The 14,208-nt window shown below is 70.6% G+C and carries 12 protein-coding genes; 9 read left to right on the top strand and 3 right to left on the bottom strand.

Features of this window, described 5'->3' with window-relative positions:
- Positions 1-42: 42 nt before the first annotated feature.
- The 4 genes from mnmG to ASG63_RS16120 all read left to right on the top strand — a co-directional run bounded on the left by mnmG (position 43) and on the right by ASG63_RS16120 (position 4,368).
- Positions 43-1,923: a tRNA uridine-5-carboxymethylaminomethyl(34) synthesis enzyme MnmG gene (gene mnmG, locus ASG63_RS16135; RefSeq protein WP_056218443.1), complete on the top strand. Its 1,881-nt coding sequence runs from the start codon at positions 43-45 to the stop codon at positions 1,921-1,923.
- Positions 1,913-2,551 (top strand): 16S rRNA (guanine(527)-N(7))-methyltransferase RsmG, encoded by a 639-nt coding sequence (rsmG, locus tag ASG63_RS16130; protein WP_056218441.1) that lies wholly within the window; start codon positions 1,913-1,915, stop codon positions 2,549-2,551. The genes mnmG and rsmG overlap by 11 nt, the downstream gene beginning before the upstream one ends.
- Entirely contained in the window at positions 2,548-3,396 is an 849-nt protein-coding gene (locus tag ASG63_RS16125; RefSeq protein WP_056218438.1) for a ParA family protein, read from the top strand. Before rsmG ends, ASG63_RS16125 begins: the two co-directional genes overlap by 4 nt.
- A 72-nt stretch (positions 3,397-3,468) precedes the next feature.
- Positions 3,469-4,368: a ParB/RepB/Spo0J family partition protein gene (locus ASG63_RS16120; RefSeq protein WP_056219423.1), complete on the top strand. Its 900-nt coding sequence runs from the start codon at positions 3,469-3,471 to the stop codon at positions 4,366-4,368.
- Between the two features lie 13 nt (positions 4,369-4,381).
- On the opposite strand, the gene holA is transcribed toward ASG63_RS16120, so the two are convergent.
- The 3 genes from holA to leuS all read right to left on the bottom strand — a co-directional run bounded on the left by holA (position 4,382) and on the right by leuS (position 8,995).
- Positions 4,382-5,410 carry a DNA polymerase III subunit delta gene (gene holA / locus ASG63_RS16115; RefSeq protein ID WP_056218436.1) on the bottom strand — a complete coding sequence of 343 codons (1,029 nt, stop codon included), beginning with the start codon at positions 5,408-5,410 and terminating at the stop codon, positions 4,382-4,384.
- A 13-nt stretch (positions 5,411-5,423) separates the two neighbouring features.
- On the bottom strand, positions 5,424-5,975 hold the full coding sequence (lptE, locus tag ASG63_RS16110) for an LPS assembly lipoprotein LptE (protein ID WP_056219420.1): 552 nt from the start codon (positions 5,973-5,975) through the stop codon (positions 5,424-5,426).
- Positions 5,976-6,388: 413 nt separating this feature from the next.
- Entirely contained in the window at positions 6,389-8,995 is a 2,607-nt protein-coding gene (leuS, locus tag ASG63_RS16105; RefSeq protein WP_056218433.1) for a leucine--tRNA ligase, read from the bottom strand.
- 244 nt (positions 8,996-9,239) lie between these two features.
- On the opposite strand from leuS, the gene ASG63_RS16100 reads away from it, so the two are divergent.
- From ASG63_RS16100 to ASG63_RS16080, 5 genes are all read left to right on the top strand, one after another.
- A complete protein-coding gene (locus ASG63_RS16100) occupies positions 9,240-9,983 on the top strand; it encodes a YggS family pyridoxal phosphate-dependent enzyme (RefSeq protein WP_056218428.1) in 744 nt (247 codons plus the stop codon).
- Between the two features lie 162 nt (positions 9,984-10,145).
- Complete coding sequence (locus ASG63_RS16095; protein WP_056218424.1) at positions 10,146-11,462, top strand: MFS transporter; 1,317 nt, start codon at positions 10,146-10,148, stop codon at positions 11,460-11,462.
- A gap of 370 nt (positions 11,463-11,832) precedes the next feature.
- Positions 11,833-12,555 (top strand): amino acid ABC transporter permease, encoded by a 723-nt coding sequence (locus ASG63_RS16090; RefSeq protein WP_056218421.1) that lies wholly within the window; start codon positions 11,833-11,835, stop codon positions 12,553-12,555.
- 40 nt (positions 12,556-12,595) lie between these two features.
- A complete protein-coding gene (locus ASG63_RS16085) occupies positions 12,596-13,288 on the top strand; it encodes an amino acid ABC transporter permease (protein WP_056218418.1) in 693 nt (230 codons plus the stop codon).
- A gap of 132 nt (positions 13,289-13,420) precedes the next feature.
- Positions 13,421-14,149 carry an amino acid ABC transporter ATP-binding protein gene (locus ASG63_RS16080; protein ID WP_056219417.1) on the top strand — a complete coding sequence of 243 codons (729 nt, stop codon included), beginning with the start codon at positions 13,421-13,423 and terminating at the stop codon, positions 14,147-14,149.
- The last annotated feature ends 59 nt before the right edge of the window (positions 14,150-14,208 follow it).

Raw genomic sequence — 14,208 nt, 5'->3', positions numbered from 1 at the left:
CCATCGATTGACCATCGGCGCGCCAGCCGCTTAATCGATCCAATGCACCATACCCCTGATTCCTACGACGTGATCGTCGTCGGTGGAGGCCATGCCGGCGTCGAGGCGGCGGCCGCCGCGGCCCGGATCGGCGCGCGGACGGCCCTCATGACCCATCAGGCCGCCACCATCGGTGCCATGTCCTGCAATCCCGCCATCGGCGGTCTGGGCAAAGGTCATCTGGTCTGCGAGGTCGATGCCCTCGACGGCCTGATGGGGCGGGTCGCCGACGCGGCCGGCATCCAGTTCCGGCTCCTTAACCGACGCAAGGGTCCCGCGGTCCGCGGTCCCCGCACCCAGGCTGATCGCAAGCTCTACGCCCGCGCCATGCAGGCGGCCATCGCCGGGACCGCGAACCTGGCGGTGATCGAAGGGGAGGTGGCCGACCTCGCCCTCGCCGGGGGACGCGTCTCGGGGGTGATCCTGGCCGATGGGCGCACCCTCCCCTGCGCCGCCGTCGTGCTGACCACCGGCACCTTCCTGCGCGGCCTCATCCATATCGGCGAGACCCAGATCCCCGCCGGTCGGATTGGCGAGGGGCCGTCCGTGGGCTTGGCCCGGACACTGGACCGCGCCGGTTTCGCCCTCGGCCGCCTGAAGACCGGCACGCCGGCCCGCCTCGACGGGCGCACCATCGACTGGTCCGGCCTGGAGATGCAGTCGGCCGACGCGGACCCCGTCCCGTTCTCGACCCTTACCGAGCGGATCACCACGCCGCAGATCCAGTGTGGCATCACCCGCACGACCCAGGCGGTCCACGACCTCATCCGCGCCAACCTGCACCGCTCGCCGATGTATTCCGGCGGCATCGCCAGCCGGGGGCCGCGCTACTGCCCGTCCATCGAGGACAAGGTGGTGCGCTTCGGCGATCGCGAGGGCCACCAGATCTTCCTCGAACCGGAAGGCCTGGACGACCCGACCGTCTACCCCAACGGCATCTCCACCGCGCTGCCCGAGAGCGTGCAGCGCGACGTCATTGCGCTGATCCCCGGGCTGGAGCGCGCCGCGATCCTGCGGCCGGGTTACGCCATCGAGTACGACTACGTGGACCCCCGCGAACTCGACGCGACCCTCCAGGCCAAGCGCCTGCCGGGCCTGTTCCTGGCCGGGCAGATCAACGGCACCACCGGCTACGAGGAAGCGGCGGGGCAGGGGCTCGTGGCCGGCATCAACGCGGCCCGCCTCGCCGGCGGCTCGGCCCTCGCCACCTTCGACCGGGCCGAATCCTACCTCGGCGTGATGATCGACGATCTCGTCACCCATGGGGTGAGCGAGCCCTACCGCATGTTCACCTCGCGCTCGGAGTACCGGCTCTCCCTGCGCATCGACAATGCCGACGAGCGCCTGACGCCGAAGGGCGCCGCCCTCGGCTGCGTCGGGCGGCACCGCGCCGCGCATTTCGCCGCCGGGCAGACGGCCCTCGAGGCCGCGCGCGCGCAGCTCGACCGCCTGAGTCTCAGCCCGAACCAGGCCGGGGCCGCCGGCATCGCGCTCAACCAGGACGGCATCCGCCGCAGCGCCTTCCAGCTCCTGTCCTACCCGGACATCGACTGGGCGCGCCTCTGCGCGGTCTGGCCGGAACTCGCAGCGGTCCCGCCCCGCGTGGCGGAGCGACTCTGCACCGATGCCACCTACGCCGTCTATCTCGACCGACAGCGGGCCGACATCGCGGCCTTCCGCCGTGACGAGGCCGTGACCCTGCCGATCCGCCTGGATTATGCGGGCATTCCCGGGTTGTCGAACGAGATGCGGCTGAAGCTCGAAGCCGTGCGTCCGGGAACCCTGGGGCAGGCGGCCCGCATCGAGGGCGTGACCCCCGCCGCCCTTACGCTCCTCGCCGCCCATGCCCGCCGGGCCGAGCGTGGGGCCTCCCATGGCCTCTGATCGCGACCGCGATCGGGTCCTGGCCGCTGCGGGTGTTTCACGTGAAACAGCGCGGCGCCTCGATCTCTATGTCGACCAGCTGCGGCGCTGGCAGACGGTCAAGAATCTGGTCGGACCGGCCACCCTGTCCGAGGTCTGGACCCGCCACATTGCCGACGCGCTCCAGCTTCGGGAGCTCGCGCCGGAGGCCGACACCTGGCTGGACCTCGGTGCGGGGGCGGGACTTCCCGGCCTCGTCCTTGCCATCGCGGGCCGGGAGCGTCCCGGGTTTCGGGTCGATCTCGTCGAGAGCAATGCGCGCAAATGCGCCTTCCTCACCGAGACCGCGCGCCTCACCGGCGCGCCTGCGACGGTGCACAACGCCCGGATCGAGCAGGTCATCGGCGCGCATCGGGGCGTCGCGGTGGTCTGCGCCCGGGCGCTCGCCCCCCTCGCCCAGCTGCTCGCCTGGGCGGAGCCGCTGTTGACAACCGGCACGGTCGGCCTGTTTCCGAAAGGACGGGATGTCCAATCGGAATTGACCGAGGCCGCGCAACGGTGGAGATTCGTTTACGATCTCGTGCCGAGCCGAACCGAGTCGGAAGCGCGGATCGTCCGCGTCACGACCCTATCTCGCGTGGATTCATGACAAGCGATCCGACTGCCGTACCGACGACCGGAGCGCATCCGGATCGGCCGCTGCGCATACTGGCCCTGGCCAACCAGAAGGGGGGCGTCGGCAAGACGACGACGGCGATCAACCTCGGCACCGCTCTGGCGGCCATCGGCGAGAGCGTTCTGGTGATCGACCTCGATCCGCAGGGCAACGCCTCCACGGGTCTCGGCATCGACCGCCGCCAGCGCAAGGTCTCGACCTACCACGTGCTCGCCGGCGAGGCGTCCCTGGGGCAGGCCTGCATCCCCACCGCGGTGCCGCGCCTGATGGTGGCCCCCTCCACCATGGACCTCCTCGGCCTGGAGCTGGAGATGGCGAGCGCGCCGGACCGCGCCCATCGCCTGCGCAACGTGCTGAAGGGCGTCGGCGAGGTCGGCGCCACGGCGGGTGTCACCTACGTGCTGATCGACTGCCCGCCCTCCCTGAACCTGCTGACGATCAACGCCCTGGCGGCCTCCGACGCGGTGCTGGTCCCCCTGCAATGCGAGTTCTTCGCCCTCGAAGGCTTGAGCCAGCTGCTGCGCACGGTGGAGCAGGTGCGGGGCGCCCTCAATCCGCGCCTCACCATCCAGGGCATCGTCCTGACCATGTTCGATCCCCGCAACAACCTGTCGGCGCAGGTGGTGGCGGATGTGCGCAGCTTCATGGGGGAGAAGGTCTACGAGACCATGATTCCCCGCAACGTCCGCGTGTCCGAGGCGCCGTCCCACGGCAAGCCCGTGCTGCTCTACGATCTCAAATGTGCGGGCTCGCAGGCCTACCTGCGCCTCGCCTCCGAGATCATCCAGCGCGAGGGGCGTCTGCCCGTCGCCGCGTGACCGATGCGGGGGCCCCCTGCCCCCGGTGTGTGACAAGCGTTTCCCGAAGGTTCGGAGTTGAAGCAGGTGGCGATGGCGGATGATGTGGTGCGGCCCCGGCTCGGGCGCGGCCTCGCGGCCCTGATCGGCGATTTCGGCGACGACAGTGCCGCGGCGAGCAAGTCGCAGGAGCAGCGCAAGGTCGCGGTGGAATTCCTGCGTCCAAACCCGCGCAACCCGCGCCGCCGCTTCCACGAATCCGACCTCGAGGAGCTGTCGGCTTCGATCAAGCTGCGCGGCATCATCCAGCCCATCGTGGTCCGGGCCCTGGCCGGCGTGCCGGACACCTACGAGATCGTCGCCGGCGAGCGCCGCTGGCGCGCGGCCCAGCGGGCCGGGCTCCACGAAGTGCCGGTGGTCACGGTGGAGATCGACGATCGGACCTCCCTCGAATTTGCCATCCTGGAGAACGTCCAGCGCACGGACCTCAACGCCATCGAGGAGGCCGCGGGCTACGAGCGGTTGATGAGCGAGTTCCAGTACAGCCAGAGCGAGCTCGCGGAGATCCTCGGCAAGAGCCGCAGCCACCTCGCCAACACCCTTCGGCTGCTCCAGCTCGCCCCGACGATTCAGGACCGGGTCGTGGCCGGTGAGATCACGGCCGGCCATGCCCGCGCGCTCCTGGCCGTGCGGGATGCCGAGGGCGTTGCCCGCCGGATCGTGGAGGAGGGCCTGTCGGTCCGCGAGGTCGAGGCCTTGGCCTCCGCCGAAGTGCCGGAGGGCGACGGCCCCCGCCCCGGCCGGCCCCGGCGCGCGGCCGAGAAGGATGCGGAGATCCGCACCCTGGAACAGGCCATGGCCCGCGCCCTCGGCATGACGGTGGCTGTCAAGTCGAAGGTGGCCGGGGCGGGGGAGATCCGCATCCGCTACGAGAACGCGGCCGAGCTCGAAGCCCTGTGCCAGCGCTTCAACCTGGGGCAGGCGGAGGCCTGAGCCAGACCGATCGCTAACGCCGCCGGGCCGCCTCGCCGGCGATGCGCAGGAGGGTACTCGAGGCATGCGCGTGGGCCAGGTCCGGGTCCGCACGGCGGCAGGCCAGGACGGAGTCCTGCAACAGCTGGATCGCGTGGCGCAGGGCCGGGGGCGACCAGCGGGCGAGCTGGGTCTCCACCAGGGCTTTCCGCCGGAAATGCAGGCCACGCCAGTTCGCCACCATCAGGCTGGCACTCTGCCCCTCCCCGGCGAGCCGCGTGGCCAGGAGCGTCAGGGCGTGCCGCAGGGCCGAGCCGAGCATCACCGAGGGATCCATGCCCTCGTGGCGGAAGCGGCGATAATCGCGCTCGACCTCGCCGCTGCGCCCGGCGAAGGCCGCATCGATCAGGGTGTTGAGCACGCTGCCGGCGACGTCGCTGACCACCGCCTCGACATCGTCGAGGCTCACCTGGCTCTGGCCACGGGCGTAGAGGGCGAGCTTCTCGATCTCCGACAGGCTGGCGCCGCGGTCGCCGCCGAGGCTGGTGGCGAGCACGTCCCGCGCCTCGCGGGCGATGCGCAGGCCCTGGTCCTGCAGGGTGCGGTCGATGAGGTCGCCCAAGGCCCGCTCGTCGTCGGGATAGCAGGGCAGGGCGAGGGCCTTCGGCGACTTCTCACAGAGCGTCCGCAAGGGCGCGCTCTTGGCGAGGTCGCCGCCCTCCACCACGATGCGGGCGTTCTGGATCTCGGCCTTCAGGGCGGCCTCGACGGCGGGGGCGTAGTTGCGGCTGCCGGACCGGACCCAGATGGTGCGGGTGCCGCCGAAGAGTCCGACCGTGCCGGCCTCGTCCACGAGGCGGCCGGGGTCCTGGGCCAGCACGTCCCCGTCGATCTTCACCATGGCGAAGGGGTCGCCCGGATCGCTGACGAAGGCTTCCGCCAGCGCCTTGGCGCGGGTGAAGACGAGGCCCGTATCCGGGCCGTAGACGAGGAGGATCGCGATGCGCGGATCGGGCCCGCGCCGGATCAGCCCGTCGACGTCGCCGGCCTTGACGGCGGTCACGCGCCCGTCCCGCTCAGGGCTTCGTCACCAGCACGGAGGCGATGCGGGTCTTGATCTGCTCGGCCAGGACCTTGGCGAGGCGGATCTCGGCGTCACGTGCGGCCCGCAGGCTGGCAAAGCGCTGGATCGAGCGGTCGTAGGTGGCGGTGGAGGTCGCCACGCCCTCGCTGATGATCTTCGTGCCGCTCAGGTCTTCCAGGGCGTATTTCACGGTTCCGACGATGGTGCCGGCCTCGGCGCGACCGGTCTGCGAGGAGACGATCGGGGTCTGCACCGACTCGCTGCCCTGCATCTTCAGGCGATAGCGCTTGGCGGAGGGCTGGCCCGAGCCGTCGAGATCGAAGATGAGTTCGCTGCGCAGGTAATGCCCCAGGCGCTCCTGGCCCTGCGCCATCGCCACGTCGTCCACCTGGACGGAGGCGAGGAGGGCGGCCATGGGCTCGCCGGAGGCGGTGGGGCCGTAGAGGGGGCGGAAGCAGGCCGACAGGTTGAGCGCCAGGGCGGCGACGGCCGCGACCCGCACGGACCGGCCGACCGAACCGGTTGCCGCGACCCGAACCGCCATCGCCCCGTTTGCCAAGCGCATCATGCCCGCTGCCGTCCCGCTGTCTCGTCACGCCCGTCTGTACGGCGAACCGGAGTTCGACGACAGCCTATTCGCGCCAAGCTTTACGTTTCCTATCCGGCAGGATCATGGTCGCCGGATCGGGGGTGTGGACAATGTGGGCGTCCCCCTTCCTCTTAAAGGGCCGGGGTCGGGGGTGGGGGCGGTTCCACTTGTCTCCGCAACGCGAGGGTCGCCCAACCACCCCCACCTCCAATGCCTTCCCGCAAGCGCCATGGATGTCGGGCAGGCCCGAGATCCGCTGGGGAGGAGGGCTGCGTCGCGCGCGCCGAACCGAATTTCAGCGTTGGGAAGGCCGGGCGCTGTGCCAGGCTCCGTTCCGCCCGCCGGAAGCCGGAGCGCGGTCTCCTCGATCAGACGACGAGGTTCACGATCCGGCCCGGCACCACGATGACCTTCTTCGGGCTACGGCCCTCCAGAGCCCGCTGCACCGCCTCGTCAGCCAGGACCAGGGCCTGGACCGCCGCCACGTCGGCGCTGCGCGGCACCGTGACGTCCGCCCGCTTCTTCCCGTTGAGCTGGACGGGGAGGGTGACGCTGTCCTCCACGAGGAGCGCGCGCTCGACCTTCGGCCAGGCCGCCTGCGCGGCCAGGCCGTCGCGACCCAGCGCCTGCCAGCATTCCTCGGCGAGATGCGGCATCATCGGGGCGATCAGCTGGGTCAGGATCCCGGCCGCCTCCCCGGCGACGGCCCGCGAGACGCCGCCCCGCAGGGCCTCGTCGAGGGCGTTGGCAAGGGTGTAGATGTGCGCCACGCAGCGGTTGAAGCGCAGGCGCTCCACATCCTCCTCCACGGCGGCCAGGGCCTTGTGGGCGGCCTTGCGCAGGGCGGCGTCGCCGGTGGCCTCCGGTGCCGCCACGGTGCTCGCCAGGGAGACGAGACGCCAGACGCGCTGGACGAAGCGGGCCGCGCCCTGGACGCCGTCCTCGGTCCAGATCACGTCGCGCTCGGGCGGCGAGTCGGAGAGCATGAACCAGCGCGCGGTGTCGGCGCCGTAGCTGGCGATGATGTCGTCCGGGTCGACGACGTTCTTCTTCGACTTCGACATCTTCTCGATGGCGCCGATCGTGATCGGCGCCGCCGTTTTCACGTGAAACGCCTCCCGCGTGCCGGACTCGGCCGAGATCCGGATGTCTGCCGGCGGCACCCAGGCCCCGGCCGCATCCTTGTAGGTCTCGTGGACCACCATGCCCTGCGTGAACAGGCCGTCGAAGGGCTCCGAGACGCCGGACCAGTCGGTGGCCTTCATCGCCCGCATGAAGAAGCGGGCGTAGAGCAGGTGCAGGATCGCGTGCTCGATGCCACCGATATACTGGTCGACGGCGAGCCACTGGTCGACCGCGGCGCGGTCGGTGGGCGCGTCCTGCAGCCAGGGGGCGGTGAAGCGGGCATAGTACCAGGACGAATCCACGAAGGTGTCCATGGTGTCGGTCTCGCGCCGCGCCGGCTGCCCGCAGGTGGGGCAGGGGACGTTGCGCCAGGCGTGGTCGCGCTCCAAGGGATTGCCGGGCACGTCGAAGGAAACCGTGTCGGGGAGCTTCACCGGCAGGTCGGCCACCGGCACCGGCACGGGCCCGCAGGCCTCGCAGTGGATGATCGGGATGGGGCAGCCCCAGTAGCGCTGGCGCGAGACGCCCCAGTCGCGCAGGCGGAACTGCACCTTGCGCTGCGCCACCGGCTCTCCGTCGAGGATCTCCGCCTCCAGCCGGTTGGCCACGGCATGGAAGGCCTCGTCCGTGGTCATGTCGTCGAGGAAGCGCGAGTGGATCATCCGCCCGTCGCCGTCATAGGCGGTGTCGGTGATGACGAAGCTGGCCGCGTCCTGGTCCTCCGGGCAGACCACGGGCGTGTTGCCGAGCCCGTACTTGTTGGCGAAGTCGAGGTCGCGCTGGTCGTGGGCCGGGCAGCCGAACACCGCGCCGGTGCCGTAGTCCATGAGCACGAAGTTCGCGACGTAGACCGGCAGCAGCCAGGACGGCTCGAGGGGGTGGCGGACCTTGAGGCCGGTGTCGAAGCCGAGCTTCTCCGCCGTGTCGATGGCGGCCTGGGCCGTGCCCGTGCGCCGGCATTCCTCGATGAAGCCCTGCAGGGCCGGGTGGGCCGGGGCCAGGGCGGCGGCGATCGGGTGGTCGGCGGCGATGGCCAGGAACTTCGCCCCGAACAGGGTGTCGGGCCGCGTCGTGTAGACCTTCACCTCGGGGTCGACATGGGCCGGCGGCGCCTCCAGGGCGAAGCGGACCTCCAGCCCTTCCGAGCGGCCGATCCAGTTCTTCTGCATCACCCGGACCTTCTCGGGCCAGCGCTCCAGGCCGTCGAGGGCGTCGTAGAGATCCTGCGCGAAGTCGGTGATCTTGAAGAACCACTGGGTCAGCTCACGCTGCTCCACCAGGGCGCCCGAGCGCCAGCCGCGCCCGTCGATGACCTGCTCGTTGGCCAGCACGGTGTGGTCCACCGGGTCCCAGTTCACCTTCGCGGTGCGGCGCGTCACCAGACCCTTGGCCAGGAAGTCGAGGAACATGCGCTGCTGGTGCTTGTAGTAGTCGGGGTCGCAGGTCGCGATCTCCCGGCTCCAGTCCAGCGACAGGCCCATGCTCTGGAGCTGGCCGCGCATCGTCGCGATGTTGGCGTAGGTCCAGTCGCGCGGGTTGACCTTGCGCTCCATGGCGGCGTTCTCGGCCGGCAGGCCGAAGGCGTCCCAGCCCATCGGGTGCAGCACGTTGAAGCCCCGCGCCCGCTTGTAGCGCGCCACCACGTCGCCCATGGCGTAGTTGCGCACGTGGCCCATATGGATGCGGCCCGACGGGTAGGGGAACATCTCCAGCACGTAGTATTTCGGCTTCGGATCGTCGTTCTTCGTGGCGTAGATGGCCGCCGCATCCCACGCCTGCTGCCAGCGCGGCTCTGTCTCCTTGGCGTTGTAGCGCTCGGGAGCGGGTTTGGGGGCGGGGGTGGTCGTCATGGGCCGGCGCCGGGGTTCGGGGGTGAGGGGCGCGCCCCGCACGGTGCGGGCGCGCCCTGAGAGGCTGGGGGCCGGACTACCACGGGGAGGGGAGGGGTCAACACGGATCGGGTCGTCCCGCCCGCCGGGGGAGCCGCGTCGCGGGGGCCGCGTCGGCGCGATGCGCGTTGTCCTTCGCGGCCCGCGCCCGGGATGGTAGTTCCCGGGCCGACCGGTTCACCGAACCCCTTCCCTGCGAGGCAGCATGGCCGACACAGTCTCCGACGACGCCGCTCCCGAAGCCGCTCCCCACGCCGCCCCGCCCCCCCCGAACGCCGCCGACGTGGTGGCCGGGCTCGCGGCGGTGCGCCACCAGATCGCCCAGGCGGCCGAGGATGCCGAGCGCGACCCCGCCTCGGTCGCCCTGGTGGCGGTGTCGAAGACGATTCCCGCCGCGGGCATCCTGCCGGCGCTCGAGGCCGGGCAGCGCCTGTTCGGCGAGAACTACGTCCAGGAATCGAAGGCCAAGTGGCCAGCCCTGCGCGAGCGCTTCCCGGATGTGGAGCTCCACCTCGTCGGGCCGCTGCAATCCAACAAGGCCCGGGAGGCGGTGGAGCTGTTCGACGTCATCCACGGCCTCGACCGGCTCTCCCTCGCGGCGGCGCTCGCCAAGGAGATCGCGCGGGTCGGACGGGCGCCCAAGCTCCTGATCCAGGTCAATACCGGCGACGAGCCGCAGAAGGGCGGCATCTCCCCGGCCCAGGTCGACACCCTGCTCTCGGAGTGCCGCGAGACCCACGGCCTCGCGATCCAGGGGCTGATGTGCATCCCGCCCGCCGAGGCGCCGCCGTCGCCGCACTTCGCCCTGCTGGCCCGGATCGCCGAGCGCCACAACCTGCGGATCCTATCGATGGGCATGAGCGCGGACTACCCCGCGGCGATCCAGATGGGCGCGACCCATGTCCGGGTCGGTACCGCGATCTTCGGCGCCCGCCCGCGCAGGGACTAGGGCGCCGCCTCGCACCGACGTGGTCCACCGCCAGGGCGCCGGCCAAGGCGACGAGTGCGCTTGGGCCGGGCCGGCGCGGGACCGGGCCCCTTGGCTCATCCGTGTCCATGCCCCTATGGAGGGCGCAGCGCCCCGGCAGCCGGCGCTCCGGAGCGATGCTCCATGGCCACCGACCCCACCCTTCGCCTCTCCGACGCCGTCGCGGCGGGCCTCGCCCGCCGCGGCGTCCATTACGGCTGGGCGGTGGCCGCCGTGACCTTCCTGACCATGCTGGTGACGGCGGGCGCCGTCGGGGCCCCCGGGGTGCTGATCCTGCCCCTGCAGAAGGAGTTCGGCTGGGACACGGCGACGATCGGCTCGGCGCTCGCCGTGCGCCTCGTCCTGTTCGGCCTCATGGGCCCCTTCGCCGCCGCCCTGATGAACCGCTACGGCCCGCGCCGGATCGTGCTCCTGGCCCTGGCGCTCATCGCCGGCGGCCTGCTGGCCTCCTTAGGCATGACCCGGGTCTGGCAGCTCGTCCTGCTCTGGGGCGTGGTGGTGGGCATCGGCACGGGGCTCACCGCCCTGGTGCTGGGGGCGACGGTGGCGACGCGCTGGTTCTCGCGATCGCGCGGCCTCCTGGTCGGCCTCCTCACCGCCAGTTCCGCCACCGGGCAGCTCGTCGTGCTGCCCCTGCTGGCCGCCCTCACGGAGGCGCTCGGCTGGCGCGCCGCCCTCCTGGTGATCTGCGCGCTCCTCCTCGCGGCGGGTCTCGGCGTCCTCGCCCTGATGCGCGACCGGCCGGAGGATCTCGGGCTCGCGCCCTACGGCGAGACCCGTCCCCTCGCGCTCCCGGCCATGCCGGGACCGAGTGCGAACGGCGCCCTGTCCGCCCTGCGGGACGCCGCCGGCACCCGCGTGTTCTGGGTGCTGTTCGCCACCTTCTTCATCTGCGGGGCCAGCACCAACGGGCTGATCCAGACCCACTTCATCCCCCTCTGCGCCGATTACGGCATCGGGCCGGTGCAGGGGGCCAGCGTGCTCGCGGCCATGGGCGTGTTCGACTTCATCGGCACCGTGGCCTCGGGCTGGCTCTCCGACCGCTACGACAACCGCTGGCTCCTGTTCTGGTACTACGGCCTGCGCGGCCTCTCGCTGATGTTCCTGCCGTTCTCGGACTTCTCCTTCGTGGGCCTGTCGCTGTTCGCGGTGTTCTACGGCCTCGACTGGATCGCCACGGTGCCGCCCACCGTGCGGCTCACCGCGGCGCGGTTCGGGCGCGAGCGCGCCAACCTCGTCTTCGGCTGGGTCTTCGCCGGCCACCAGCTCGGCGCGGCGACGATCGCCTACGGGGCCGGCCTTTCGCGGACCGAACTCGCGAGCTACCTGCCGGCCTTCTTCGCCGCCGGGGCGCTCTGCCTCGCCGCCGCCGGGCTGATCCTCACCCTGGGCCGGCCGGCCCCGCAGGGTGTTCCCGCGGCCACACCCGCCCGCGCCTGAGCCGGGGGCCGGCCTGCCCCTGTAGGCTCTGGTCCGGATGATGCTTGGGACGGGCACCGATGTGCCGCCCTGGGTCCCGACCGATCCGTCCCAACCCCCTCCATGCCCGGCCGAATCGCCGGAAGGCCGCCGCGCCGCCCCCGTGGGGCGGGGCGACGGCCGTCGCATGGCCTGCGCCGGGGGATGCCCGGAAAAGCAGCAAATCTCTGGAAATGTCAGTGTGGGACCGGGGCGCGACCCTCAAGGCCCTGGACCTTCCGCTCAAGGTCTCGGCACTGTCCGACACAGCACCGCCACATTCACGGGCGCGCGCCCGCATGCCTGCCACGGGCGCTCGCCCGGATGCCCGATCACAGGGGACGACGACGCGATGAACTACAACTGGAACTGGGGCATCTTCTTCGAAGCCTCCCCGGAAGGCACCGGGACCTACGCGGACATGCTCCTCTCGGGCCTGATGTGGACGGTGGTGACGGCGCTCTGCGCCTGGGTCATCGCCTTCTTCCTCGGCTCGCTCATCGGCGTGATGCGGACCCTGCCTTCCAAGGTCGCCAACACCATCGGCACGACCTACGTCGAGCTGTTCCGCAACATTCCCCTGCTGGTGCAGATGTTCCTCTGGTACTTCGTCCTGCCGGAGGTGCTGCCCGAATCGTGGGGCGGCTGGATCAAGCAGCTGCCGAACGCGCCGTTCTACACGGCGGTGGTGTGCCTGGGCTTCTTCACCGCCTCCCGCGTCGCCGAGCAGGTGCGCGCCGGCATCCAGGCCCTGCCGCGCGGCCAGAAGATGGCTGGCACCGCCATGGGCCTGACGGTCTACCAGACCTACCGCTACGTGCTCCTGCCCAGCGCCTACCGGATGATCCTCCCGCCGCTGACCTCGGAATTCCTCAACAACCTCAAGAACACCTCGGTCGCCCTCACCATCGGCCTGCTCGAGCTCACCGCCCGCGCCCGCGCCATGCAGGAATTCTCGTTCCAGGTGTTCGAGGCCTTCACCGCCGCCACCGTCCTCTACGTCCTGATCAACGTCGTGGTGATCTTCACCTCCGGCTGGATCGAGCGCCGCGTCGCCGTCCCGGGCCATCGCTGAGGGTCCGCCCTCCGCCTCCTCATCCTCAAGGATCGCCGCGATGCTCGCGAATTTCGACTTCTCCGTCATCACCTCCGCGCTGCCCTACCTGTTCCTGGACGGCATGCGCTTCACCCTGACGCTGACGGCGCTCGCCGCCATCGGCGGCATCGTGCTCGGCACGCTCATCGCCATGATGCGGCTCTCCAGCATCCCGGTGATCCCGCTGGTGGCCAAGGGCTACGTCAACCTGATGCGGTCGCTGCCCCTCGTGCTGGTGATCTTCTGGTTCTACTTCCTGGTGCCCTATCTCGGGCAGTGGGTCACGGGCGCCGACCGGCCGATGACGGTGGGCGCCTTCACCTCGTCGCTGGTGACCTTCACCCTGTTCGAGGCGGCCTACTTCTCCGAGATCATGCGCGCCGGCATCCAGTCGATCCCCAAGGGGCAGGCGGCGGCGGCCTCGGCGCTGGGCCTGACCTACTTCGCCTCGATGCGCAGCGTGATCCTGCCCCAGGTGTTCCGCAACATGACGCCGATCCTGCTGACCCAGACCATCGTCCTCTTCCAGGACACCTCGCTGGTCTACGTCCTCTCGGTGACCGACTTCCTCGGCGCGGCCTCGAAGATCGCCCAGCGCGACGGCCGCCTCGTGGAAATGTACCTGTTCGCGGCCGTGGTCTACTTCGCGGTCTGCTTCGTGGCCTCCCTGGCGGTGCGCCGCCTCCAGAAGAAGATCGCCATCATCCGCTGACGCCCGGCCTCCCCTGTCCAGGCCTCCCCCGGACGAGGCGTCGCCGCACCCCAGACGAGGATTTCCGCCATGACCACGTCGCCCAACCCCACGTCGCTCAACACCGCCCAGGCCCCCGTGACCACGGGGCCCATGATCACCATGAAGTCTGTCAGCAAATGGTACGGCGACTTCCAGGTCCTCACCGATTGCAGCACCGCCGTGAACAAGGGCGAGGTGGTCGTGGTCTGCGGGCCCTCGGGCTCCGGCAAGTCGACCCTGATCAAGTGCGTCAACGCCCTCGAGCCTTTCCAGAAGGGCGAGATCGTCGTCGACGGCACGCCCGTACACGACAAGAAGACCAACCTGCCGAAGCTGCGGGCCCGGGTCGGCATGGTGTTCCAGCACTTCGAGCTGTTCCCGCACCTCTCCATCACGGAGAACCTGACCCTGGCGCAGCGCAAGGTGCTCAAGCGCGACGAGGACACCGCCCTCAAGACGGGGCTGGCGCTCCTCGACCGGGTCGGCCTCTCGGCCCATGCCAAGAAGTTTCCCGGCCAGCTCTCGGGCGGCCAGCAGCAGCGCGTGGCCATCGCCCGGGCGCTCGCCATGAACCCCGTGGTGATGCTGTTCGACGAGCCGACCTCGGCCCTCGATCCCGAGATGGTCGGCGAGGTGCTCGACGTCATGGTCCAGCTCGCCCGCGAGGGCATGACCATGATGTGCGTCACCCACGAGATGGGCTTTGCCCGCAAGGTCGCGAACCGCGTGATCTTCATGGACAAGGGCGAGATCGTCGAGGACGCCACCAAGGAAGACTTCTTCGCCAACGCCCGCTCCGAGCGCGCCCAGAACTTTCTGTCGAAGATCCTGGTGCATTGAGAGCCGCGCGCCGGGTCCGGCGCCCCGAACGCTCCCATGCCCCCGGCGCTCGCACGAGC

The organism is Methylobacterium sp. Leaf94 (assembly GCF_001426045.1).
GTDB lineage: Bacteria > Pseudomonadota > Alphaproteobacteria > Rhizobiales > Beijerinckiaceae > Methylobacterium.
The sequence above is the reverse complement of the archived record's forward strand: the minus strand, read 5'-3'. Positions and strand labels throughout refer to the sequence as shown.

Excerpts from the sequence above, each read along its gene's own strand:
- ASG63_RS16080 (WP_056219417.1), top strand. The coding sequence starts at position 13,421 with ATGATCACCATGAAGTCTGTCAGCAAATGGTACGGCGACTTCCAGGTC.
- ASG63_RS16125 (WP_056218438.1), top strand. The coding sequence starts at position 2,548 with ATGACAAGCGATCCGACTGCCGTACCGACGACCGGAGCGCATCCGGAT.
- mnmG (WP_056218443.1), top strand. The coding sequence starts at position 43 with ATGCACCATACCCCTGATTCCTACGACGTGATCGTCGTCGGTGGAGGC.
- lptE (WP_056219420.1), bottom strand. The coding sequence starts at position 5,975 with ATGGCGGTTCGGGTCGCGGCAACCGGTTCGGTCGGCCGGTCCGTGCGG.
- rsmG (WP_056218441.1), top strand. The coding sequence starts at position 1,913 with ATGGCCTCTGATCGCGACCGCGATCGGGTCCTGGCCGCTGCGGGTGTT.
- ASG63_RS16095 (WP_056218424.1), top strand. The coding sequence starts at position 10,146 with ATGGCCACCGACCCCACCCTTCGCCTCTCCGACGCCGTCGCGGCGGGC.
- ASG63_RS16085 (WP_056218418.1), top strand. The coding sequence starts at position 12,596 with ATGCTCGCGAATTTCGACTTCTCCGTCATCACCTCCGCGCTGCCCTAC.
- ASG63_RS16100 (WP_056218428.1), top strand. The coding sequence starts at position 9,240 with ATGGCCGACACAGTCTCCGACGACGCCGCTCCCGAAGCCGCTCCCCAC.
- leuS (WP_056218433.1), bottom strand. The coding sequence starts at position 8,995 with ATGACGACCACCCCCGCCCCCAAACCCGCTCCCGAGCGCTACAACGCC.
- ASG63_RS16120 (WP_056219423.1), top strand. The coding sequence starts at position 3,469 with ATGGCGGATGATGTGGTGCGGCCCCGGCTCGGGCGCGGCCTCGCGGCC.
- ASG63_RS16090 (WP_056218421.1), top strand. The coding sequence starts at position 11,833 with ATGAACTACAACTGGAACTGGGGCATCTTCTTCGAAGCCTCCCCGGAA.